We start from the raw sequence: 24,077 nt of genomic DNA on the forward strand, positions 1-24,077 counted from the left end.
TTCTTCAGTAGGAGCGACTTTTAGCAAGCTATCTAAGGTAATTCTCCCCCTGGCAACTTGGTAGAGAGCAACTCGAACTAAATAAGGATGACCGCCCACCATTTCCATCAGGTCACAAATCTCTTGATTTGACCAATTTAAACGGTGTCGATTCACTAAATCTGTTACCTGTCTCTGATTGAGTTCAGGTAGCTCTATGGGCAATCCCACGTTAAATGGCGACTGATTAATATTGAGAGGAATATAAACTTCTTGAGAGTGAGAAATGACCAACCTCAGCTTTTTCCAAATTTCCTCATTTTTGCCCCGTTCGTGCCAAGCTCGTAATAATCCAAAGAAGTCGGTGGCTATTTCGGAATGCTGAAAAATCCGATCTACTTCATCTAACCCTAAAACAAGAGGCTGAGCAATGTTAGATAATAGATAGCGTTGGAAATAGTTGGTGCTTTTATTTTTACTGCCGCGAACGCCTTTCCAATATTCTCCTAACCGGTCTTCTAAATTTAATTCATTGGTAATCTCACCACAAAACCACTGCAACAACTCATTAAGATTGGTGAGAGAACTGCCATCAGCCGATTGAAAGTTTAAATAAGCCGTTTGATATCCCTGTTCCTTGGCGTGGTATAAAATTCGCTGCACTAAGGAAGTTTTTCCCATTTGCCGGGGGGCTTTGATTCGGATTAAAGCTCCGGGCTTGACAATAGTTTGGTAGGAGTCCGATTCAATGGGAGGCCGATCGATATATAGGGGTGAATCTAAACTAACAGAACCTTCGGGGTTATCTAAATTGAGAAGAGAAAGGGGAGGTGCGGCGATCGATCGCGCATTTTCCCCCACAGGCGACGGCTTCTCAACGATATCGCTAACAGAAGCATCCTGCGATCGATCTAATTCTTCCGAAAAATCCGACTTCTTCTTTAATACCGGAGTAAGTTCTTCTGCAATCCCTGCCATGCTGATGCTAACGCAACCCAACTTATAGGCAAATTCGATCGACTCCCCCGCCGCCAAGGTATCGTAAAAACCTACAGCAAATTCTCGTGCGGCCTTATCTCCCACCGCTTGGTTCATGCCGATCACGTAGGGAATGTGACGTGCGATCGCCTCAGCTTGCACTTCTGAATAGCAAGCGTTGAGTATTACGCACTCCACGTACTCCTTAAACGCCTCAAACAAAGCTGCCAAAGCTTTGGCATTTACCAGCTTAATCTGCCCCATGTCATCCTCTAGGGCTAAACCGCTTTCTCCTGCACCATGCCCTGAGAAATGCACAATCTCTGGTTTATAATCTAATACGGCTCGCTGCATTTCTCTTGGCGTTACTGCCCACTGTTGATCCAGTTGAAACTTGTCGCGCTTTTTAGAGCGTTGCAACCCCTCTGCAATTTCCTTCGCCTCTTCACCTAAGCGCAAGGGAGTTGAGTTTTTCGGGTTGGCGGCTAAAAACAGGATCGTTTTTTTCTTTCTTGGGGAACTACTCATCAATGGAACCTTCACGCTTAGGAGATACAGGAGCTTAACGACACTACCTCAGTCAGGGCGAGATATTTCTTGCCTTTATACGGTATTTAACCACAAACATCTTTATTTTTGTTGAGCAGTAAACTGGCAGAAACGATCGCCCTGAGTCAAGCATAACCAATCAAAAAGGCGATCGCGACTCTCAACTAATCTTTTAGCTACGTATTCAAGAAGCGCGATCGGCTTCCCGTTTGGCAGTCGTATTTTTATAAATATCGAGATTCTTTGCCCCTGTAAAATCAATTCCTCGTACTACATCTTTAGAAATCTTTTTAATAATTAATCAAGCAACAATTTTCCTTCTTCCTTCTTCTTTCTGCTCTTCCTCTAGGTCAAGAGCGGTTAATTAAAAAATTTAGTGATTTTGGATACAATTCCCGGCTCAACAGTCGATCGCACTCCTCAATTTTCGGTGGGGATCTAAAATTCACCTAAAGTTCGACGCCCTTTGGCAAAACCCTCCCTAAGATAGAAGTTAGGGGACGATCGGTCTAATAGCCGATTCAGGGGCAAGTGTCAAGCACCTGAAAATCCCAAACTCAGAGCCGCAAGACAGGGAGGTTATCAATATCATGGTACAAGCGCCGACAGGGGAAACCCGCCTGGGCCCGATCGATCAGGTGCAAGCCTTAGACCGCGATTGCACGACTCTATCCCGTCACGTACTCCAGCAACTCCACAGCTTTTCAGCAGATGCTCAGGATCTCAGCGCTCTGATGAATCGCATCGGACTAGCTGCCAAGCTGATCGCGCGGCGGCTCAGCAGAGCTGGGTTAATGGCAGATGCCTTGGGGTTTACAGGGGCTGTGAACGTGCAGGGAGAATCCGTCAAAAAGATGGATGTCTATGCCAACGAAGTGTTTATCTCGGTATTCCAGCAAAGCGGACTGGTATGCCGCTTAGCTTCCGAGGAAATGGAGAAACCCTACTACATTCCCGAAAATTGTCCGATCGGGCGTTACAGTCTGCTCTACGACCCCATAGACGGTTCTTCCAATCTTGACACCAATCTCAATGTAGGCTCTATATTCAGCATCCGCAAGCAAGAGGGGGACGATGAAGACGGTTCGGCTTCCGACTTGCTGCAACACGGACACAAACAAATTGCCGCTGGTTATGTGCTCTACGGCCCCAGTACCATGCTGGTTTATTCGATCGGTCAGGGTGTTCATTCCTTTACCCTCGACCCCAGTTTGGGCGAGTTTATTCTAGCTAACGAAAACATTAAGGTTCCCGATCGCGGCCCGATTTACAGCGTTAATGAAGGCAACTTCTGGCAGTGGGAGGAATCTTTGAGAGACTACATTCGCTACGTACACCGCAGCGAAGGCTACACCGCCCGGTACGGCGGGGCTTTGGTGGGAGATTTCCACCGGATTTTGTTCCAGGGAGGCGTGTTTTTGTACCCCGGAACGGTGAAAAAACCGGAAGGTAAATTGCGTTTGCTCTACGAATCGGCTCCTTTGGCGTTTTTGATGGAGCAAGCCGGCGGGCGCGCCAGTACGGGAGTTCAAGACATCTTAGACGTTGTGCCGACCAAACTGCACGAGCGATCGCCCTTGATTATCGGCAGTAAAGAAAATGTAGCGATGGTCGAGTCTTTTATTCAAGATCGATCGCGCAATCCTAGAACAGCTCAAGAGTGAAGGCATAGGGAAGTTCGGCAACGAGCAATGTACGGGATGTAACGGATGTCAGGAAGACGGAAGAAGGAAGAGGGTTTTAACTTATAACTTTCGACTCCCAATTACCAATTCCCCATTGCCAATTTTCAATTACCAATTTTCAATTTTCCATTTCCAATTTCCAAGTCCAAATTAACAGCTATCAACTTGTAGGAGTTACAGTAATGACAGCAACGTCAACGAATCACCTGTTAGAAATTAAAGAAATTGGCCAAAGTATCTGGATGGACAATTTGACTCGCGATCTGATCGAGTCCGGCGAACTCAAAAAGATGATTGAAAGTAGGGGACTGCGCGGGATTACATCTAATCCGGCTATTTTTGAGAAAGCGATCGCGGGTAATGTGATTTACGACGCAGATATCGAAGCCGGCATCCGGGCGGGTAAATCTGTAATGGAGATTTACGAATCTCTGGTATTTGAAGATATCCGCAACGCTTGCGACATCTTCGCCCCAGTTTACGCAGAGTCGAAGGGTTTGGACGGGTACATTAGCATTGAAGTGCCACCGACGATCGCCAACGATACAGAAAGCACGATTAGCGAAGCCATGCGCTATTACCAAGCCCTCGGCAAAGAAAACGTGATGATTAAGATTCCGGGAACCGCTGAAGGTTTGCCCGCAGTCGAGCGAGTCATCAGCGAAGGCATTAACGTTAACGTGACTTTGCTGTTCTCAGTTGACAGCTACGTCGAAACCTTCTGGGCTTACATTCGCGGTTTGGAAGCGCGGGTGGCTAAAGGTTGGGATGTGAGCAATATTGCTTCTGTTGCCAGTTTCTTCTTGAGCCGGATCGACATCAATATCGATGGCAAGATTGACGAAAAACTCAAAAATGTCACAGATATTTCCACAAAAGCTAAACTGGAAGCAGTGAAGGGGAAAATTGCGATCGCCAATGCGAAGATAGCTTACCAGAAGTATAAAGAGATCGTAGCGAGCGATCGCTGGCAAGCATTAGCGGCTAAAGGAGCGAAAGTGCAGCGCTTATTGTGGGCTTCCACCAGCACCAAAAACCCCAACTATAGCGATGTGATGTACGTCGATGAATTAATCGGCCCCGACACCGTTAACACTTTGCCACCGAACACCGTTGAAGCTTGTTTCGATCACTGCGATGTCGCACCCCGGATTGAAAACAATGTTGCAGAAGCTTACACCCTGATCGAAAGTCTCAAAGATCCGGACATCGACATCAACTTGGACAAAGTGATGGAAGACTTGCTCATCGACGGGATTGAGAAATTCGTCAATCCGTTCCAATCGCTGATGGATTCCTTGCAAGAGAAAGTCCAGAAGTTGTCACCCGTCGCTTAGGCAGATATCTGTATCCTGAAAGGCAGAAGCATTTAGGAATGGGAGTAGATAATTATTTGGGTTCTTAAAGGCTGAGTTTTAAATCCTCTCTAGGAATTTTGAGATAAATGGGTGTCAGAGTTCCTAGAGAGCAAAATCATCTGCCTCCTCTAGCAGTATTAAGAATCGATTAACTCTCTCACCCAGCAACTAGCAGAAATGACCGCAAACTATCATGGTGTCTTGGCAGGGTTAACACCACTAGAACAAGGAAAATAAATAATGGTAACGCTACTTGAAAATCCACTGCGGGTCGGTTTGCGAAAAGAACGGGTGCCAGAACCACAAATTCTGGTAATCTTCGGAGCTTCTGGGGATCTCACCCAGCGCAAACTGGTACCTGCCATTTATCAGATGAAGCGCGATCGACGCTTGCCACCGGAAACTACCGTGGTGGGAGTAGCCCGCCGCCCTTGGAGTCACGATTACTTCCGAGAGCAAATGCGCGAGGGCATTGAAGAATTTGGTGGCGGCATTGGCAATGAAGAATTTTGGCAAGATTTCGCTCAAGGTTTGTACTACTGTCCGGGCGACATTGACAACCCGGAAAGCTATCAAAAACTCAAAGCTTTCTTAGCGGAACTCGACGAAGAAAGGAGAACTCGCGGCAATCACATATTTTATCTCTCGGTTTCTCCGAACTTTTTCCCAGAAGCAATTAGGCAACTGGGCGCGGCTCAAATGTTGGTTGACCCAGCAAAACACCGCTTGGTAATTGAAAAACCCTTCGGCCGCGACTTGAGTTCGGCAAAAGCTCTCAACCGAGTCGTGCAGCAGGTTTGCCAAGAACAGCAAGTTTACCGGATTGACCACTATTTGGGTAAAGAAACTGTTCAGAATTTAATGGTATTCCGGTTTGCCAACGCGATTTTTGAACCGCTGTGGAATCGGCAATTTGTCGATCACGTACAAATTACAGTTGCAGAAACAGTAGGCGTAGAAGACCGGGCCGGTTACTACGAATCCTCTGGGGCGTTGCGGGATATGCTGCAAAACCACTTGATGCAGATTTTCTGTCTGACGGCGATGGAACCGCCGAACTCGCTCGACGCTGACAGCATCCGCACCGAAAAGATGAAAGTTCTGCAAGCAACTCGCTTGGCAGATTTGAATAATTTGGACTTCTCAGCGATTCGGGGTCAATATTCCGCAGGTTGGATGAAGGGCAAACCCGTGCCGGGATATCACGAAGAACCGGGGGTTGCTCCCAACTCGACAACGCCAACTTTTGTGGCGATGAAGTTTATGATTGACAACTGGCGCTGGCAGGGAGTGCCTTTCTACCTGCGAACCGGCAAACGGTTGCCGAAAAAAGTTAGCGAAATTGCTATTCAGTTCCGCGAAGTTCCGCTGCTAATCTTTCAGTCCGCGGCCCAACAAACTACTCCTAACGTTTTGACTATGCGCGTGCATCCGAACGAGGGGATTTCGCTGAGGTTTGAGGCGAAAATGCCGGGGCCGGATTTGCGGACGCGGACGGTGGATATGGATTTCAGTTACGGTTCTTCCTTTGGGGTGACATCTTCGGATGCTTACGATCGACTGTTAATTGACTGTATGCTGGGCGACCAAACTTTGTTTACCCGTTCTGATGAAGTGGAAGAAGCTTGGCGGGTGGTAACGCCGGCCCTGATGGAGTGGGAATCGTCCAACGACCAAGATTTGGTTCCTAAATACGAAGCGGGTACTTGGGAACCGGCGGAAGCAGAACTGCTAATTAACAGAGACGGCCGCAAGTGGCGCAGACTTTAAGAGTGATTAGTCAGCATTTATTAGTCATTAGTTATTGGTCAGCCTTAGTATTAGTGATTAGCTAATAACTACTAACTAATAACTAATAACTACTAACTAATGACCCAGGACTAATAACCAATGAGTAATGACTGATAACAAGGGAGAGAAGATTTATGACGATGACACCTATGAAAGCTCCGCCTCTGGTTTCGCTGCAAAATCCTAAAGATGTGTCGATCGACCAAATAGAGGCCGAATTGAGTCAAATTTGGGAAAGTTACAGAGAATCGGGGTCGAAAGGGGATGTTCCGATCGCTAGTAGGGCAACAACTTTTACTTTTGTAGTCTACGAACCCGAAGAAACTCAGCGGTTATTGGCGGATCTGGGATTTTACGACGGGCCGGTGGACGGTATTACCGGGCCGATGACGGCATCTAGCATCAGGGCGGCTCAAAAAGCTTACGGGCTGCCGAGAACTGGCAAACCTAACGCTGAATTGCTGGCAACTTTGCGGGAAGAAGTGGCTCGCAAAAATTCAAAAGGCGAGGAGATGGGATCGAGTGGTTTGGGTTCCGGGGGATCGGGCGTGGCTGATGCGATTGTGGCTGCCAATCCCTGCCGGATTATTGCTCTGTGCCCGACGGCGGGAGAAGATACGGGCGTACAGGCTCAAGTCGCTGCTTATTGTCCGGTTCACAAGCGCACCACTGGCAATCTGATCTGCTGCGAGTATATAACGCTCCGGGGTACGGAAGCTGCTTTGGAACGGGTGAGCGGCATCGTGACGGCGTTGACTATCGCTGATTTGCCGACGCTGCTGTGGTGGAAGGCGAATCCTGATGCCGATCGAGGTTTGTTCCAGCGGCTGGCGGCAATTAGCAGTTCTGTGATTGTTGACTCTAGCAGCTTTGCCGAGTGTGAAGCGGAATTGCTGTTGATGCACAGTCTGATCGAAGAGGGAATTCCGATCGCGGATCTCAATTGGCGCCGGCTGGCCGCATGGCAGGAGTTGGCTGCTGAGGCTTTTGACGCCCCGGAACGCCGCGCTGCGATTCGGGAAATCGATCGGGTGACGATCGATTACGAACAGGACAATTCTACGCAAGCGCTGATGTATTTGGGTTGGCTGGCGAGCCGGCTTCAGTGGCGTCCGGTTGCTTTCAAACAAGAAGAGGGCGATTACCAAATCAAGCGAATTAAATTCGCGGGGCCGGACGAACGGGTTGTCGAAGCCGAGTTGGCTGCTATTCCTACTGCTGATACGGGCGATGTCCCGGGCGATTTGATTGCTCTGCGTTTGAATTCTACAAACGAAAAGGCTGACTGCGGTACGGTTCTGTGTTCGGAAGTCGGCGGCTGTATGCGGATGGAAACGAAGGGCGGCGCTCAAACCGATCGGTTTAACCAGGTGAGTCCTCTGTTCGATCAGGTGACGGAACAGTTGCTGGGCCAGCACTTGCAGAGTTGGGGCCGAGATGTGCTTTACGAAGAAAGTTTGGCAGTGACGGCTCAAATGCTGAAGTTGGCTAAGCGGTAAAAAGAGGTTCGGCAACGGATTGTGTAGCGGATGTAACGGATGGATGGAATCACGAGAAAGGAGAAAAAAATAAGCAATACGGATTGAGTTAATATTCAGTGGGGCAGGCAATGTCTGCCCTACTTTTATTCTTCTCTTTTCTTCCTTCGCGCTCTAGCGCTTACGCGCGGCTTCGCTTAACGCGTCTTCGCGGTTCATTAAATAGTTATTATTTGAGCGGTGCGAGAGCAATACTCATAACTTTATCAAGTGTCTATTTTTATGAGGAAAGATTGCATAAATCTTTTATTGATACAGAAACCGCAGATGCAAGGCAGATTAACACAGATAAACGCAGATAATTTCGTGATTGGAAAGCAACTTTGACAATCTTATATATTATTTATTTTAACTAACTATAACTATGACTTTAGTAATTGCTGGCGAACGCAGCGGTGCGGGAAAGACTACTGTAACGATCGCCCTTTTAGCTTATTTAATCCGCCGCGGCTTGAATGTTCAATCTTTTAAGGTTGGCCCGGATTACATTGACCCGATGTTTCATGCTTTTGTTACTGGTCGCCCCTGTCGCAATTTAGACCCGGTATTAACGTCTGAATCTTATGTAAAAAAGTGTTTTTCTCGTCATATTCAAGATGTCGATTATGCCTTAGTTGAAGGGGTAATGGGGCTATTTGATGGGGTTTCTCGGAAGAAAGAAGAAGAAAGTTCGGCAACGGATTTCGTAACGGATGTAACGGATAAAATTTCGGCAACGATTGTACGAGATGTAAAGGATTTAACGGATTTAAGGAAGCCAGAAGGAAAACAACACTATTCTATTTCCTTTGCTTCTACGGCTCATGTTGCTTATTTGCTGAATTTGCCGGTATTGTTTGTGATAGATTGCAGCAGGCTCTCTGGTTCTGTGGCTGCGATCGCCCACGGTTTTCGTTCTTTTAACCCTGACCTTAAATTCGCTGGTTTGGTGCTCAATCGGGTGGCGAGCGATCGACATTTGGAACTGCTTCAAGATGCTCTCAAACCGCTCAATTTACCGATTTTGGGCGTTTTGCGTAGAGATGAGGCTGTTACTATTCCAGATCGACATTTGGGGCTGATTCCGGCTGAGGAGTTGCCGAATCTTCACGCTGCGATCGATAAACTGGCTGATTTGGCTGCTGTTAGTTTTGACTGGGAGCAACTTTTGCCTTTGTTGGCTGCAACTCGAAATGGGGGAGGTGAGGGGCCTGAGCAACTTTTTGGTAGACACAATTTCCCTTCGGGAATTGTAGTTAAAAAAGATGATGTTGTCAACAGTTTGGGAAAACAATTTGGAGTGAGGATTGCAGTTGCGCGCGATCGGGCTTTTAATTTTTACTATCAGGACAATCTTGATTTGTTGGAAGAGTTGGGTGCGGAGTTAGTATTTTGGAGCCCGCTTGATGACTCGGTTTTTCCTGACAATGTGCAGGGGTTGTATTTTGGCGGCGGTTTTCCCGAAGTGTTTGCTCAAAAATTGAGCGGTAATGTTTTAATTCGGGATGTGGTAAGAAGTGCGATTTTTTCGGGAATGCCGACTTATGCGGAGTGCGGCGGTTTGATGTATTTGTGCGATTCTATTGTAGACTTCGATGGCAATTCTTGGGAAGGGGTGGGTGTGTTGAAAACTGCTGCTGCGATGGGAAAGCGTTTGACGCTGGGATACCGAGAAGCTGTGGCGGTGAGGGATAGTTTGGTGTTAACTGCTCTTGATGAGGTTTGGGGACATGAGTTTCATCGATCGCATTTAACTGTCGAACCAAGTAATCCAGTTTATCACAGTTGGAGGTATGGGAAGCGGGGGGAGGTTGAGGCGGTTGCTGAAGGTTGGGGAGTTTGTCAGGTACACGCTTCTTATTTGCATTTGCATTGGGGTGCTCGGCCTGATATTCCGGCTCGTTTTTTGCAGCAGTGTGCTGATTTTGATTGTAAGGGTGTTTTGGGCGATCGAGAAAGCGAACTAGATTTTTTTATTTAATTAACCGCAGAGGAAACAGAGGGCACAGAGAAGAGAATAGAGAGGAGTTACTGTATTAGAATGTTGATGACGGATCGAGCTAGGGATGTTGGGATTTATGAGCGAAGCAATTTCTACTAAGCAGTTATCCGCACAATGGGTGACACCGGAGAATTTTCGGAGTTACGGTCAAGTTATCTTTGCGGCTGTTGAGGGCAAGTCTTTCGATGCTGAGGATGCTCAGTTAAATTTGCAAAATGGTATTCCTAGATTTTACATTATGCGGCTGCACCATAAAGGTCGCAAGTTTGGCAAAATTACACGACACATTAAATGTACTCAGTGTTTGGGTTCTTTGGAGGGGAAGGATTGGTTGATGGCGGTTGCGCCTCCTGGGGATAGCTATAAACCGAGTTTAGAGGATATGGCTGCTTTTCGGATTCCGGGCAATTGTTTTATTAAGTTAGATGTGGGGACTTGGCACGCTGGGCCGTATTTTGATGCGGATTTTGTTGATTTTTACAATCTGGAATTGAGCGATACTAATGTGGTTGACCATTTTACCTTTGATTTGGTAAAAAATCACAATCTGGAGTTTGAGATTGTCTGATATTGGCGATTTGTAGTTGCGCTTTCTTGGGGTTGATTATGGTTATAGGTGGGTTTTTTGAGTAAGATTTTTTAACCGCAGAGGGCGCAGAGGACGCAGAGGAGGAAAAGGAGGGGGTTCGCAAGTGATTGGGGAATTCTTTTGGCATTACTAGGCTGAATCGCCACTAGGAAGATAGAGCTTACAAGTGTTAAAACAAGTGGATTTGTCATTTCTGAGCAAAAGTATAGCAGGGTTCTGCGCGATGTCGTTGTTGATTGTGTTGGACGCTGAGGATTGTTATGATGCAATTAGGAGGCGCGCTGCGGTTTGGTATGTGATTTCGCGGGGTAAGTTGCTGGCGGAAACTGCACCTGCTAAAATGAGTTTTTATGGTATTTGACAAACAATATTTGAAGCTGTTAAATTGTGAATCAAGGTGCTATTCCCGATGAGAGTCCCATAAATTTGCAGGAGCAACTGCTACTGCAAGATGCTAAGGCTGGTAATTGCAAAGTAATTCGTCGCGGTACAGATAGATTGTTGGGGGATGCGCCGAGACTTATTGCTGTTTATGGCGGGAATTATGAAGATTGGGATAAAATGACAAGTATTGAGGCTTTTGAAATTAATGGAGCTTCCGTACAAGTTCATTGGTTTCGGAACAGTCAGACTCTTCAAGATGTGGAGTTTAAGTTCAAGCGACAGTATCCCAAAATTGCTCCTAAAAATTTGTAGGTCATCAAGTTATGAAAATTCGTTGTATTGCTAATACGGGTGAATCTCTCCCTGATAAATATATAGATCCGCCACGTGGTTACACTAAAAAAATTAAGTTGGCATTAACAATAGGCAAAGAATATGTTGTTTATGCTATCCGAGAATGGCAAGGTACTATTTGGTACTACATCTGCGACGATATTTTTAGCTATTATCCGATGGAGAATCCGGCACCAATGTTTGAAGTAATTGACAGTAGAGTTTCTAAGTATTGGCGGTTTGAACTTTCGCCCAATGGCTTGTTAATGATAGCGTTTGAGCAGTGGTTTACTGACCCTTATTTTTATGATAAGCTGACGGATCAGGAAGAGGCGGAGGTTGAGATTTTTGAGAAGGTTAAGGAATTGATGGATGCTGAGGATTTTACTTTGCCTCCGCTGGATGTTGCCGTTGAGAAATTGCGGGAAACTGTCAGTGTTTGAGTTGGGAAAGTGCGATCGCAAATTGTTTCTTTACCACCTTGACTCAGAGATATTGAAATGGTATCAAAGAGGAATAACCCGAATTTTGAAAAAAAATGAACGATAAAATTGAATCCAATAAAAACTATGAGGCAGTAGGCGATGATGATGTTTTGTTATTCGGTCAAACAACTTTTCTGGTACGAAAGTTTAAAGAGCTATCGGGTAGCAAGTTGAGTGAGATCCTGGGGATTCCCGCAAATGGACAATACATAAGGGATTGGATGAGAGAGCTAAAGATTAACCCAGAAACAATAATTAGTGTAGGCGAGATTAACTGGAAATCGCATGAAGAAGGAATCGATTGTCAAATTATCAAAATTGGTTCCAAGGGTTGGCAAAAAGGAAAGGTTAAAATCGAAGTTAATAAAAACATAAAGTCTGGGGAAACGCAGACATCTATAAAGTTTTGTCCTGATGAACCACTAGAGCCAAAATCTCCTTTAGATGATATCAGACAATCTGAGGAATACAAAAAACTGAGCAATAACAACTGACAGCCCGATCGCTATTACAATACAATAATCATCGCACTTATATCTGAATCTTAGATTTTTAACCGCAGATGAGGGCAGATGTACGCGGATGAACGCTGATGTTGTTTGGGATGGACTAATGACAAATATAGAAGAATATGTCGATCGCACTGCTGAACTGATAAACTTACCCTTAGACCCGGAACATCGTCCAGGGGTTGTGGTAAACTTCGAGAGGATAGCTGCGATCGCCCGACTCGTTACTGAATTCCCTTTACCCCCAGAAGTAGAAGTCGCGCCGGTGTTTGAACCTTAGATTTTTAACCGCAGACGAGGGCAGATGAACGCAGATGAACGCAGATGTTTTTTAGATAAGGCTGATGCGGTTGCTACGGCAGCGGCGGTTAAATGTGGTAAGGTTACGGCTACAGAGGCGGTAAGTGCTGCTTTGGAACGGATTGCTGTTAAGGATAAAGCTGTTAATTGCTTTACTGCAATCACTGCATCAAGCGCCCTCGCAGCAGCCGAAAATATAGATAATTTGATCGCAAATAACCAAAACCCAGGCCCTTTAGCAGGCGTTCCCTTCGCAGTCAAAAACCTGTTCGACATCGGCGGAATTACTACTCTAGCTGGGTCAAAAATCAACGCTGGCAATCCTCCGGCTACCCAGGACGCGGCGGTGGTCGCCCGACTAAAACAAGCCGGGGCTGTGCTCGTAGGTACTCTCAACATGGATGAGTACGCCTACGGTTTCGTCACCGAAAACAGCCACTACGGGCCGACTCGCAATCCCCACGATACTACCCGCATCGCTGGCGGTTCCAGCGGCGGTTCCGCAGCAGCAGTCTCCGCCGGTTTTGTACCCGTCACCCTCGGTTCTGATACTAACGGTTCCATCCGCGTACCGGCTGCTTTGTGCCGTGTCTTTGGGTTTAAGCCTACTTACGGCCGTTTGTCCAGGGCTGGCGCTTATTTATTTTCGGGTAGTTTGGATTGTGTGGGGCCGTTTGGGCGATCGATCCGAGACATCGCGCTGCTGTACGATATCCTGCAAGGCCCTGATTCTCGGGACCCAGTTTGCACTCAACGCCCGCCAGAACTTTGTTCGCCGCAGTTAAATCAAGGCATCGAAGGATTGCGAATTGCTGTTGCTGACGGGTATTTCGCCACAGGGGCCGAACCGGAAGCATTGGATGCTGTAGAAATAGTTGCTAAAGCCTTGACAAATGTCTTGGATTGTGGTACAGCTACAGAAAAAACAACAAACCCCCCAAAAATAGGGGGGCTTGCAACTGTCAGCATACCGGAATCCGATCGCGCCAGGGCTGCGGCATTTATCATTACCGCCTGCGAGGGGGGAAACTTGCATTTAGACAATTTACGATCGCGCCCTCAAGACTTCGATCCTGCCACGCGCGATCGCTTTTTAGCGGGAACCCTGATCCCTGCGACTTGGTACTTGCAAGCGCAGAGATTCAGACAGTGGTACCGCGATCGAATTCGCGAAATATTCCAACAAACAGACATCATCCTCGCACCCGCCACCCCGATAGCAGCCCCTGAAATTGGCGTCGAGAAAATGGTAATAGCCGGACAAGAAATCTTAGTGCGTCCCAATCTCGGACTGTTCACCCAACCCCTATCATTTATTGGCTTGCCCGTTCTTTGCGTGCCCGTACAGCGGCCCGGCGCTTTGCCCTTGGGGGTACAAATTATTGGTGCTCCCTACAGCGAAGCGGTGATTCTCCGAGTCGCTGCGGTACTAGAATCGCAAGGCATTATATCTGCCGAATCAATTTAGTGCTAATAATTCTAGGGTTTGTTGTTGCGGTGAAAGCGTCTCTTAGTCCTTCTGGCAATAGCTTTGCGCTTCTGCTTTTCCAACGGGGTTTCAAAGTGGCGGTGCTTTCTCATGTCGGGGAAAATACCCGCTTTGGAAACTTGTCGCTTAAACCGTCGCAGGGCTGACTCAATCCCTTCATTTTCGCCTATTACAACTTGGGTCATTATTTCTCCTTTTGTTCGTTAGATCAAGTTTTATCATATCAAGGTTTTTGGCCGCACGACCTGTTGAAGGTCGGGCGATCGACCAAAACCCCAAAATTATACCAAATCCGCTGCCATCACGGCTCTTAATTCTTTAGTCTGCACAGGCAGACTTTGTATGTCAAGGAGCGAATTAGATTCCCGCGGTTGCATCGGTTTGGGCTATCAACTGATTTTCCTGCCGCAGGTAAGCTTGAATAAACTGGTCTAATTCGCCGTTCATCACATCTGCGATGGCGGTTGTTTCCACCCCTGTACGCAAATCCTTGACCATTTGGTATGGGTGAAAAACATAATTGCGAATTTGGTTGCCCCAAGCCGCCTCCACCATGTCGCCGCGAATCTCGGCAATTTCCGAAGCCCGCTGTTCCTTAGCAACCACCAACAGTCTAGCCTTGAGTAATGCCAAAGCTTTTTCCTTATTTTGCAACTGACTGCGTTCTTCAGTGCAGCGGACGGCCAAACCAGTAGGAATGTGAACGATGCGGACTGCGGTTTCTACCTTGTTAACGTTTTGCCCGCCCTTGCCGCCAGCGCGGGAAGTCGTGATTTCCAAATCTTTTTCTGGAATGTCCAACTTGACGGATCGATCGAGAATTGGCATTACTTCGACGCCTGCAAAACTGGTTTGACGCTTGTCGTTAGCGTTAAAAGGCGAAATTCTGACTAAGCGGTGAGTGCCTTTTTCCGATCGCATATAACCGTAAGCGTAGCGGCCGACTATTTCCAAAGAAGCAGATTTAATACCTGCTTCCTCTCCCTCGGAAATTTCCATTAAATGTACTTTGTAACCTTGACTTTCCCCCCAGCGGGTGTACATCCGCAGCAGCATTTCGGCCCAGTCTTGAGCATCTGTGCCGCCGGCCCCGGCGTTAATCGTCAAAACAGCGCCGCCTTCGTCGTAGGGCCCAGATAGTAATTGTTGCAGTTCCCACTGGTCGAGTTCGCGGGTTAACTGAGAAAGACTCGATGAGGCTTCTTGGAACAGGGACTCGTCGGCCTCTAACTCCAGCAGTTCTAAAATAGCTTTAGCATCTTCCAAGCTCGTTTGCCAGCCGCGATATTGTTCTAAATGAGATTTGAAGTCATTAAGTTCTTGGAGGGTTTCTTGAGCTCGATCTTGGTCATCCCAAAATGCTGGTTGGGCGCAGATTTGCTCTAAGTCTTGAATTTTGGCTGTGAGTGCGGGGATGTCAAAGATAGTCCTGGGTTGCACCCAGTCGATCGGACAATGTTTCGATATTGTGTTTGATGTCTAGAACTTCCACTATTAGTCCTCTTGGTTTTGGGTGGTAATATCGATTTTAGCTGAAATTTCGACATTTCAGCAATTAATCCATGTATCCGTGTCGTGCCTTCCTTCTTATATATACTGCGAACCTGTTGAATTGAAAGTTTTACCGCATTCGTGAGCGCATACGTCCAACCTTTTAGAACAGGAAAAACTTTTGGTGAGGTCTTCGCGAAACCAATCTCTGGCGATCGCATCTTTCACCGATTGAGTTCTGAGAGAATTAAAGCCATTTCCGTACTTTTCAATTAAAGCCAGCATCTGCGGTCTGTAAGTGTGGTTATAAATAGCGTATTTAGTATGGCTTACCCAACAGCAAGGCCAGAGTTCCGCTTCAAAACTGATAAAAATCTCTTGGGTGGCTTGAGTTTGGCAGCTAATTTCTACATTTCTGTAGTAATTGTTTAGGCTACCAAATTTTTCTACAGCTTGGATAAATTGGTCTCCCTGGGGATTTTTATATTGTTCCAACGATGGGGGTTGAAGTTCTTCGGTGGCTGGCTTTGATGGGACAGAAGGAGTTGGTTCTGGTGCTTGAGAGGTTTCGATAGCTATCGCTTGATACCAAGCATAATTTGCTTTTTCTGGTTGCCCCAACTGCGTCAAAACTTTAGCTAAATTGCGATAAGCTCCGGCAAAATTGGGTTTAAGCTCGATCGCCTTTTGGTAATAAGCACTAGCGGGCTGCCACTGTTGCTGTTGAGCGTAAAGACTGCCGACATTAGCATAAACTTCTGGAAAATTAGGCTGAATTTTGAGGGCTTTAGCGTAACAATCTGCTGCTGCTTGCATCTTCCCCAAACCTTGAACAGCATTGCCTAAAGTTTTCCAGGCTGCTGCAAAATTAGGTTGAATTTTGAGGGCTTGTTGGCTGGCTGCGATCGCATCTGAAAGTTGCCCTTGTTTCAAGCATTCCTCAGCTTGTCGGTGGAACTGAAGCGCGGTCTGTTCTTGATGCTGAGGGCCTGACACATTAGCTGTTGCTGGTTGGTTGGGGCGATCGCTCTTAGCCTCTAGTTGAGAGTTTTCTGCCTTCTGGGGCTGTTGATTTGCGGACTCTTTGTCATAAATCTCTTTCGCTACAAAACGAGAGGTTGCTTTCGGTACAAACTCGACAAATCCTAGTTGTTGGGCTAAATCGCGTGCTGCTTCTACTTGGTGCTGGTTGTGTTCAAATATCAAGTAGTGCCATACAGCTTTTCCGCCAGCTTGGATGAAGGCATTAACCGACTGCATTATCCTGTCCCAGTTGGTATTTTGGCGGTAGATGCTGTTAGTATCGGCCAACCCGTCGATACTAAAAATTACGCGATCGTGTTCTCCTGTCATCGCCTTTGCGAGGGTTTGCCACCAGTCGGGATTGCGTCCGCTACCGTTGGTGTACAGGGAGATATGAGGAACTCCCATGCGGTGCAAATACTCGATCGCGGGAATTGTGGTATTGCTAGTCATAGCATCGCCGTAGTTGCCGCACATATAAACCAAATCCAACTGAGAGCAAAACTCTTGTGGGAAAATTCTCTCAATATCCTCCATCTTTAATTCCGCCCCCGGCAAAATCGGGTTGCCGGTGCGGGGACACTGCGGACAAGCTGCATTGCACCTGGAGGTAATTTCTACGCTGACTCTCCTGATATCTTCATATTTTAAGTACATGAGTTTTCCCCGATTAATTTGTGATTAATATTGAAATCGCGATCGACACAATTAGATAGCAAGAGGTTTGGTAGAGTGATTAAAAAGTAAAATTATACCTTATCCTTGCCGCCTGTGAACATGATATAAGTTTTTTGTATGTAGGACAAAGGAGGCGAGGACGACTATCTTGATTCCAAATCTTAATAAAAAAAACCGCGGCCGGATGTCGATCGGGCCGCGGTTTTTTTTATTAAGCTAAAGTTTCAATTAATCGCGGCTGTTGATAGCAATCAGCAGGCGCAGAATGAAAATGAACAAGTTGATGTAGGTCAAGTACATCGACAGAGCGGCGGGCAAATACTGGTCGTCGCGGTAACTGCGGGGTAATATGTAAAAATCGACGATCGCAGCGCCGGCAAATATAAACACGCCGATGCCAGAAATGCCAATTTCCAACCAGGTTGGGGTGTAGACGCCAAAGAGAGAGAGCAGAAACTGACCGCCAACGACGACTAACAAAGCAATCACACCTAAACTGATAGTTTTGGTGAGGGCCATGCCATCTTGTTCAGAAAGGTTGGAGCCAATTTGGCGGGCGGCGATAAAGGTAATGCCGCATCCGAGGGCTGCAAAAGCGATGCCGGAGATGCCGACGCCTTGGGTTCTGAGGGCTGTAAATACCAATCCGCTGAGGGTGTAGCCGGAAAGCAGGCTGTAGGTTGCCAGCAGGGGCAAAGCGGTGTTTTTGTTGCCTTGTTCGGCGGCGCCGCGGGCAATGAAGAAGAGAATTAATTCTACGACGATCGCGGCAATGAATGTGGGAAAGAAGATGCTGGGATAGTTACGAATCACTCCGAGCCCGCCGTAGGTGCCGACAGCAGTTAAGACAAGTCCGCCTCCCACGAAGGGGAGAGCGTTGGAGATGACGTTGGGGCCTACCAGCGCGTGGTTTTTGGCCTCGCGCACGGCTTCGCGGAAATTGCTAGTGTTACTCACGAGGATTTACCTAATTTTGGCTGAGAATTGCTATCTATCATTTTGACAGCTTTACACTTTGTTTGCAAAACCTGAAAGAGTTTAAAGATTTGATAAAGAACGGGGGTGAAATCACTCCAAACCAGGGATCGATTGTTTATAATAGACTGCGTACAAGTCGGTGCTGTTTCGCTGTCTCGCTGCAAAGCTATAATTTAGTTTAAAGTATCGGCGCTATCTGGGGCCAAGGGCTAGCTTAAAGTCGCGCAAATCACAGATAGCTGAAGTCAATCAATTTGGGAGGGGAGATTTACGATTGGGGATTATACAGTATATGCTAGAGGCAGTAGCCCAAGTTGATTTTAGGTTTTTGATTCGCGACTTAGTTGAAACTAGGGACAAGAAACTTCAATAATCTAAAATATAAAATATAAATAAAATCTAAAATCTAAAATCGGTTCCGTTAATTGCTAAGGTAGCTCAGACAGTAGCTCAGACACAGGATACCGAGAAAATAAATGAAAAGATCGAGTTGTATCGACAAACTGCTAAATAGGTAATGTCCAATGCCCACCTTTTTTGAGCGCAAATTATTGCCCCCTACAGCGGGGATTTTATTGGCTGCCGCCGCCATTATTTGCAGCGGTCAAGCTGCACTTGCAGCTAATGTCCGAGCCGTTTATACGGCTACTTCAGGCCAGGGTTCAGAAAATTTGCTGCTGGCTCAGACAGGTCAACTCCCCCAAGGTACAACTTCTTCAACCCCGAGCCGGGGGACGGCAAACCGCGTACCTCTGCCCGTAAGAATTCCTGAGCCTTCGACGGTGGTAGGGTTGGGTTTAGTTGCCGGTTCCCTGGCGGTGAGTCGCCGGAGAGCAAAAGTAAAAAATTAGACTTTTGGGCAAAAGTCTAATTTTTTGGTTTTTAACTGCAGATAAACGGAGATAAATCCGGGTGTCAGGATTTTAGCCGATCGCGTCGCGCAGAGCATTTTTAGTCATAGCTGCGATCGACTGTTCGGTAGCTTTGGGCAAGTGATAGTATTTCCCTCCAGAAGTCTTGGCCAATTCCTTCGCAAAGCCAGTCGAAATAAACTTGCTCTCGGTATCAATTACCAGCAACTGCATTCCCAACCCGCGAATTTTGGCAGCAATTTCTAACAATTCCTGCTTAATATCAGGCTTTTCTCCATCTACAATCGGTTCGCCCAAAGAACGAGCCAAAGGAATATTACCGCGTCCGTCTGTAATGGCGACAATCGCAACTTGACCGATATCTCCAGACTGCCGCGCGTTGACTCCCACCCGCACTGCTTGAGTCAAACCGTGGGCCAAGGGGGAACCGCCTCCGCAGGGCAACCGTTCCAAACGCTTGCGGGCCAAGGCTATCGAGCGAGTCGGCGGTAGCAGCACTTCTGCTTGTTCTCCGCGAAAGGGAATCAGAGCAACTTGGTCGCGGCTTTGATAAGCTTCTGTGAGTAGCTGCATGACTGCACCTTTGGCCGACTGCATCCGGTTGAGGGCCATCGAACCCGAAGCATCGACGACAAATACGACTAAAGCTCCAGCTTTTCTGGCCAAGCGCTTCGCCCGAATGTCTCCCTGTTCCACAAATACACGGCGCTCAACTCCCCCTTGTACCCCCGAAGCTTGGGGGGGGTTAGAATGCCTGTCGCGGCGGGCTTTTTGGTAGGGTGCGGCGGCTCTGAGGGTGGCGTCAACGGCGATGCGGCGGACGGGGCCTTTGGGTAATACTGGCTTGACGTAACGGCCTCTATCTTCCGAGAAAATGGTGCTGCGGCTGCCGGATTTGCCTTGGCGGCTGGCGGCTTGGGCGAAGAAAAGCACGCTGGGGTCGAGAATTACGCCTTCGGGGTCGAAAAGAAATTCTTCGGGAATGGTATCTTTTTCTGGTTCTTGTTCAGGTTCCGGGTTGTCTTCATCCTCTTGGTCTTCTTCGTCTTCTTGCTCGTTTTCTGGTTCGTCTTGTTCTTGTTCTGACTGCTTTTGGGGAGGCGGTGGGGGCGGAGGAGGAGGAGAGTTTTCGTCTGGGGGAGTTTGGATGATGGTGGCGCGGGGTACGATGACTAATTCTACGGCGCGGCGCAGGTCTTCGGCGTTAACTTCTGTGCGTCCCTCCATGGCGGCGGCGGCTTTGGCGACGCGGACTGCGAATATTTCGGCGCGGTGTCCTTGAACGCCACCCCGGATGGCTTCTTCTACTAGGTAGGCAATTTGTTCGCGTTTAATGCTGACATCTTTGAGCCATTCTCTGGCTAGGATGATTTGGGTTTTGAGGTTGTCGGTGTCTTCGCTGTATTGATTGAGAAAGTCTTGGGGGGAGCTGGAGTAGGATAAAGCTTGTTCTACTGCATAGACTCTTTCTTGTAGTTCGAGTGCTGCGTCGGCTGAAAGTACGATCGCGATGCGATCGAGCAAATGTTCTCTCAGCGGCCCTTCTTCGGGGTTGTAGGTGGCGATAAATAGAGGTTTGCAGGGGTGTTGAAAGCTGATGCCTTCGCGCTCTATTTGGTTGCGCCCTTCGGTTAATACTGTTAGCAATTGGTTGGAAATGTTGTCATCGAGGAGGTTAATTTCGTCTACATATAGTACGCCTCGATTTGCTTGGGCTAGGAGTCCGGGTTGAAATACGGTTTGACCGAATTTTACTGATTGTTCGACATCGACTGAACCTAAGAGTCTGTCTTCGGTGACACCCAAAGGAATTTGAATGAACGGTGTGGGAATTATTTCAGTAGTTAAGGAATTAGTATCGGTGGTGTGGGCATCTTGCCCGCCATTTTCTGCTAACAAGCCTGATGCCTGTTCGGCAATAATTTCATTAGGTTCGGCGTTGCAAAAAGAATCTTTAACAATTTCAATGGGTGGTAGTAATGAGTGCAAGGCGCGGGCCATTACTGATTTTGCTGTACCGCGGCGGCCTGCGATCGCCACTCCTCCCAATCCGGGATCGACTGCTGCTAACAGCAGGGCTAATTTGATTGCTTCTTGCCCGACTACGGCGGTGAGGGGAAAGGCTGTGGTGGAAGGGCTAAGGTTGGCTGCGGGCATAGGATTTTCGGATGTAAAAATTTGAACTTAATGTTTAGCTTACTTCTTGGAGTATTTTAACTTCTTGGGGTAGAATCACGGTAAAAGTTGAGCCTACTCCTATTTCTGATACTAACTCGATTTTGCCTTGGAGCAGCGTGACGAGCCGCGATACTATTGCTAATCCCAGGCCAGTGCTTTCGGTGGGAAAGAGCTGTTTGCCTGCTTCTCCTGCTTGAAAGAAGGGGTCAAAGATGCGCTTTGTATCTTCCGGGGCGATGCCAATGCCGGTATCTGTAATTGCGATCGCCCACTTTCCTTCTCCAGCAGAGTGGCAACTTAATTCGATGCTACCAGATTCTGTATAGCGAATGGCATTGCTCAGCAGGTTGATCAGAATTTGTTGCAGCCGCTGTGCGTCGGCGATTACTTGTCTTGGGGCGCAGTCGCTGGTAACAGCGAGCTTTAGTCCTTTAGCATCAGCAATTGGCTGCATCATTTCTACTACGGTGTTAATTACTGATTGTACATTAGTTCGCTGCAGGTTAAGTTTAATTTTGCCGGCATCAGCGCGAGAAAGTTCTAGTGTGTCATTAATCATGCGAAGCAAGTGTCTGCCGTTACGCAATACTCGCTCGATGTGTTCGATGCCGGGGAGGGTATCTTTGACTTCTGATTGCCATTTTTCTTTTCGCAGGAATAGTTCGGAATAACCAATAATTGAGTTGAGAGGAGTTTTGAGTTCGTGAGCCAAATGGTAGACGTTTTCTTGATGGACGCTGACGAGGCGAGAGAGTTCTTGATTGGTGAGTTGTAACTGAGTTTGGATTTGTTGAAGTTCCTGCAGCCTCTGAGCTACGTAGCTGTTGAAACACTGGGCAATTGCTTCGTCTAGTACGGCATCTATCAGCCGAAAAGCTCTGAATACGTCGGCGGTGCTTCCTGCTAGCAATTCGGATTCTAATTGCGAGAATATTACTTGACGCAATAAGTGGTATTCCTGGGCTACTTCTGCTGCGTCGTAGCCTTGTTCGGCTCTGAGAAATCCGTGATCTAAACTGGCTTCAATTATTAGTTTTATTTCGCTGTTTTGATATTGGGAAAGCACTGTGGTCATCGCCTGCAGCAGGTGAGGTATGTGATTTTCGATTGCTGAGTGCGGTAAGGCGTCAGCGGTTTCAATTTTCCGATCCTGACGAACTGCTTCAATCCAGTTTTGGACGATAGTATCGGTTTTGTCGGCGAGCACTTGGCTGTAGTCCATGATTTCTGCGTGGGGGTTGAGTTTGGCAGAGATTGCCCATGCTTCATTGTAGTTGAGCGATCGCCCGATCGCCATATCAAACTTCGGGCGATCGCGACCCTCCCAAAAGAAGTAGTTTTGAGGTGATTTTTTCCCTGTACCGGAAAGCTCTTGATGAGTTGCTCCCAGCTTGTGGCTGCCAAAATCAGCACTTAAATTTATTGACAGAAGAGCCAGAAAGTAGTATATTCACTCGAACCGAAAGTTTTTAATTTTTAAGTTTTATTTTTTTCAGGGGACTAAATGGAAAACCTGCAAGCTGTGATTGCTGCAACAACATTTATATGTGTAATTTTCTTAATAATTACAGAATGGATACACCTCACAGTTGCGGCATTTCTTGGAGCGGTAATTCTGGTTTTTACCCACGTGATGACGTTAAACAACGCGATCGAATATATCGGTCGGAGTCACGCCACCCTGGGCTTATTTTTCGGAGTCATGGTAATGGTGAGAGCCTTTGAGCCTACCAAAGTATTCGAGTATTTGGCAACTCAAATTGTGCTTCTGGCTAAAGGCAAAGGTAAAAATCTCTTGCTGGGTATTGTCGCAATTACTACGCCAATTTGTGCAGTTTTGCCCAATGCTACGACAGTCATGCTGCTAGCACCATTAATTCCGCCTATCGCAGAAGAAGTCGGTGTAGATTTTGTGCCGTTACTGATTTTAATGGTATTTGTAGCTAACAGTTCGGGACTGCTAACAATAGTAGGCGACCCGGCGACATTCATTGTCGGCGATGCTATTAACATGAGCTTTGCAGATTACCTGATAAAGTTAAGTTTGGGCGGGGCAATTGCCGTAGGAGTGATAGTAGTTATGTTGCCTTGGCTGTTCAGCGAAATTTGGCACAAAAACTTAGAGGATTTGGAACATTTGCCGAGCCCAAAAATTAATCACCCCCGAGTCTTAGCAGTGGGCGGCTTAATTATAACTTTCGTGCTGACATTTTTTGTCATAGGAGAGTCTCTGCCCGTGCCTATTTCACCTGCAGCGGTTGCTTTGTTGGGGGCTGCTTTGGCAATGCTTTTAGCTCACCATTCCAAAATTGATTCTGTTAATAATATTTTGCGGGATTTAGATTGGAGCACGCTCCTATTTTTTATGTCTATCTTTGTGCTGATTGGCGGTTTGGAAAAAACCGGAGTTATCGGCAATATATCTGGAATATTAGCAGTAATTTTAGGGAAGAATATTTTTCTGGGTTCTTTAGTTTTGTTATTTTTTGTGGGTTTGTTGTCGAGTGTGGTGCCAAATATTCCGCTGGTAGTGGCGATGGTGCCGCTGCTAAAACAGTATGTTGTTAATATCGGGCTCGCACCGGCAGAGGTGCTGGCTCCCGATTTTGCAGGGCAGTTTCCACCTGCTGTGCTGCCGCTGTTTTATGCGATGATGTACGGAGCAACTTTAGGCGGAAACGGCACTTTGGTAGGAGCTTCTTCTAATATAGTGGCGGCGGGAATTTCTGAACTGCACGGGCGCCGCATTTCTTTTCAAACTTTTCTGCGTTATGGGCTGCCTGTGATGGCGGTGCAATTGGTGGCTGCGGCTGTTTATGTAACTCTTCGGTTTCTGATTTGAAGTCAGAAGCAAGAGGGAAGAAGTCAGAAGTCAGAGGGCAGAGGGAATAAAAATTAGTTGGTAATAC

Annotated in this window: 21 protein-coding genes; 14 read left to right on the forward strand and 7 right to left on the reverse strand. The window is 47.1% G+C overall.

The genetic code is table 11. The annotated features are described in order from the left end of the window. Positions 1-1,485, reverse strand: a 1,485-nt coding sequence (locus QUA45_RS00005) for an AAA-like domain-containing protein (RefSeq protein WP_333218793.1), incomplete at its 3' end; no start/stop codon positions are given. Positions 1,486-2,096: 611 nt separating this feature from the next. Here QUA45_RS00005 and fbp point away from each other — a divergent pair. The 12 genes from fbp (at position 2,097) to QUA45_RS00065 (ending at position 13,927) form a co-directional block, all read left to right on the forward strand. Next, positions 2,097-3,170 carry a class 1 fructose-bisphosphatase gene (fbp, locus tag QUA45_RS00010; RefSeq protein ID WP_333094994.1) on the forward strand — a complete coding sequence of 358 codons (1,074 nt, stop codon included), beginning with the start codon at positions 2,097-2,099 and terminating at the stop codon, positions 3,168-3,170. 203 nt (positions 3,171-3,373) lie between these two features. Next, positions 3,374-4,528 carry a transaldolase gene (gene tal / locus QUA45_RS00015; protein ID WP_333094993.1) on the forward strand — a complete coding sequence of 385 codons (1,155 nt, stop codon included), beginning with the start codon at positions 3,374-3,376 and terminating at the stop codon, positions 4,526-4,528. A 261-nt stretch (positions 4,529-4,789) separates the two neighbouring features. Continuing rightward, on the forward strand, positions 4,790-6,319 hold the full coding sequence (gene zwf / locus QUA45_RS00020; RefSeq protein WP_333146798.1) for a glucose-6-phosphate dehydrogenase: 1,530 nt from the start codon (positions 4,790-4,792) through the stop codon (positions 6,317-6,319). A 155-nt stretch (positions 6,320-6,474) separates the two neighbouring features. Continuing rightward, complete coding sequence (gene opcA, locus QUA45_RS00025; RefSeq protein ID WP_333094988.1) at positions 6,475-7,839, forward strand: glucose-6-phosphate dehydrogenase assembly protein OpcA; 1,365 nt, start codon at positions 6,475-6,477, stop codon at positions 7,837-7,839. A gap of 403 nt (positions 7,840-8,242) precedes the next feature. Beyond that, entirely contained in the window at positions 8,243-9,838 is a 1,596-nt protein-coding gene (locus tag QUA45_RS00030; RefSeq protein ID WP_333218795.1) for a cobyrinate a,c-diamide synthase, read from the forward strand. 97 nt (positions 9,839-9,935) lie between these two features. Continuing rightward, entirely contained in the window at positions 9,936-10,427 is a 492-nt protein-coding gene (locus QUA45_RS00035; protein WP_333094984.1) for an ureidoglycolate lyase, read from the forward strand. Positions 10,428-10,614: 187 nt separating this feature from the next. Continuing rightward, entirely contained in the window at positions 10,615-10,809 is a 195-nt protein-coding gene (locus QUA45_RS00040; RefSeq protein ID WP_333218797.1) for a hypothetical protein, read from the forward strand. A gap of 26 nt (positions 10,810-10,835) precedes the next feature. Continuing rightward, positions 10,836-11,144 (forward strand): hypothetical protein, encoded by a 309-nt coding sequence (locus QUA45_RS00045; protein ID WP_333094979.1) that lies wholly within the window; start codon positions 10,836-10,838, stop codon positions 11,142-11,144. A gap of 11 nt (positions 11,145-11,155) precedes the next feature. After that, on the forward strand, positions 11,156-11,608 hold the full coding sequence (locus QUA45_RS00050; RefSeq protein ID WP_333094978.1) for a hypothetical protein: 453 nt from the start codon (positions 11,156-11,158) through the stop codon (positions 11,606-11,608). 95 nt (positions 11,609-11,703) lie between these two features. Continuing rightward, positions 11,704-12,144, forward strand: coding sequence for a KGK domain-containing protein (locus tag QUA45_RS00055; protein WP_333094975.1), 441 nt, complete (start codon positions 11,704-11,706; stop codon positions 12,142-12,144). 118 nt (positions 12,145-12,262) lie between these two features. After that, a complete protein-coding gene (locus QUA45_RS00060) occupies positions 12,263-12,439 on the forward strand; it encodes a DUF4089 domain-containing protein (RefSeq protein WP_333123882.1) in 177 nt (58 codons plus the stop codon). A 24-nt stretch (positions 12,440-12,463) separates the two neighbouring features. Continuing rightward, entirely contained in the window at positions 12,464-13,927 is a 1,464-nt protein-coding gene (locus QUA45_RS00065) for an AtzE family amidohydrolase (protein ID WP_333218799.1), read from the forward strand. 11 nt (positions 13,928-13,938) lie between these two features. Here QUA45_RS00065 and rpsU read toward each other — a convergent pair whose 3' ends face one another. From rpsU to QUA45_RS00085, 4 genes are all read right to left on the reverse strand, one after another. Further along, entirely contained in the window at positions 13,939-14,133 is a 195-nt protein-coding gene (gene rpsU / locus QUA45_RS00070) for a 30S ribosomal protein S21 (RefSeq protein ID WP_006632476.1), read from the reverse strand. Between the two features lie 172 nt (positions 14,134-14,305). Then, positions 14,306-15,440, reverse strand: a protein-coding gene (gene prfB / locus QUA45_RS00075) for a peptide chain release factor 2 (protein WP_333094970.1) whose coding sequence is annotated in 2 segments (ribosomal slippage) — positions 14,306-15,367 and positions 15,369-15,440 — 1,134 coding nt in all. Because the reading frame shifts where the segments join, the coding sequence is not laid out codon by codon here. 95 nt (positions 15,441-15,535) lie between these two features. Then, complete coding sequence (locus QUA45_RS00080; RefSeq protein WP_333218801.1) at positions 15,536-17,119, reverse strand: tetratricopeptide repeat protein; 1,584 nt, start codon at positions 17,117-17,119, stop codon at positions 15,536-15,538. 249 nt (positions 17,120-17,368) lie between these two features. After that, positions 17,369-18,097, reverse strand: a complete 729-nt coding sequence (locus QUA45_RS00085; protein WP_333074202.1) for a Bax inhibitor-1 family protein — start codon at positions 18,095-18,097, stop codon at positions 17,369-17,371. Positions 18,098-18,642: 545 nt separating this feature from the next. On the opposite strand from QUA45_RS00085, the gene QUA45_RS00090 reads away from it, so the two are divergent. Beyond that, positions 18,643-18,969, forward strand: a complete 327-nt coding sequence (locus tag QUA45_RS00090) for a PEP-CTERM sorting domain-containing protein (RefSeq protein WP_333218803.1) — start codon at positions 18,643-18,645, stop codon at positions 18,967-18,969. A 72-nt stretch (positions 18,970-19,041) separates the two neighbouring features. Here QUA45_RS00090 and bchD read toward each other — a convergent pair whose 3' ends face one another. Together bchD and QUA45_RS00100 are read right to left on the reverse strand one after the other, a co-directional pair. Next, positions 19,042-21,147 (reverse strand): magnesium chelatase ATPase subunit D, encoded by a 2,106-nt coding sequence (gene bchD, locus QUA45_RS00095; RefSeq protein ID WP_333218805.1) that lies wholly within the window; start codon positions 21,145-21,147, stop codon positions 19,042-19,044. Between the two features lie 34 nt (positions 21,148-21,181). After that, a complete protein-coding gene (locus QUA45_RS00100; protein ID WP_333094964.1) occupies positions 21,182-22,465 on the reverse strand; it encodes a HAMP domain-containing sensor histidine kinase in 1,284 nt (427 codons plus the stop codon). A gap of 207 nt (positions 22,466-22,672) precedes the next feature. On the opposite strand from QUA45_RS00100, the gene QUA45_RS00105 reads away from it, so the two are divergent. Further along, positions 22,673-24,010: an ArsB/NhaD family transporter gene (locus tag QUA45_RS00105; RefSeq protein WP_333218807.1), complete on the forward strand. Its 1,338-nt coding sequence runs from the start codon at positions 22,673-22,675 to the stop codon at positions 24,008-24,010. The last annotated feature ends 67 nt before the right edge of the window (positions 24,011-24,077 follow it).

It is taken from the genome of Microcoleus sp. Pol12A5, assembly GCF_036701435.1.
Classification (GTDB): Bacteria; Cyanobacteriota; Cyanobacteriia; order Cyanobacteriales; family Microcoleaceae; genus Microcoleus.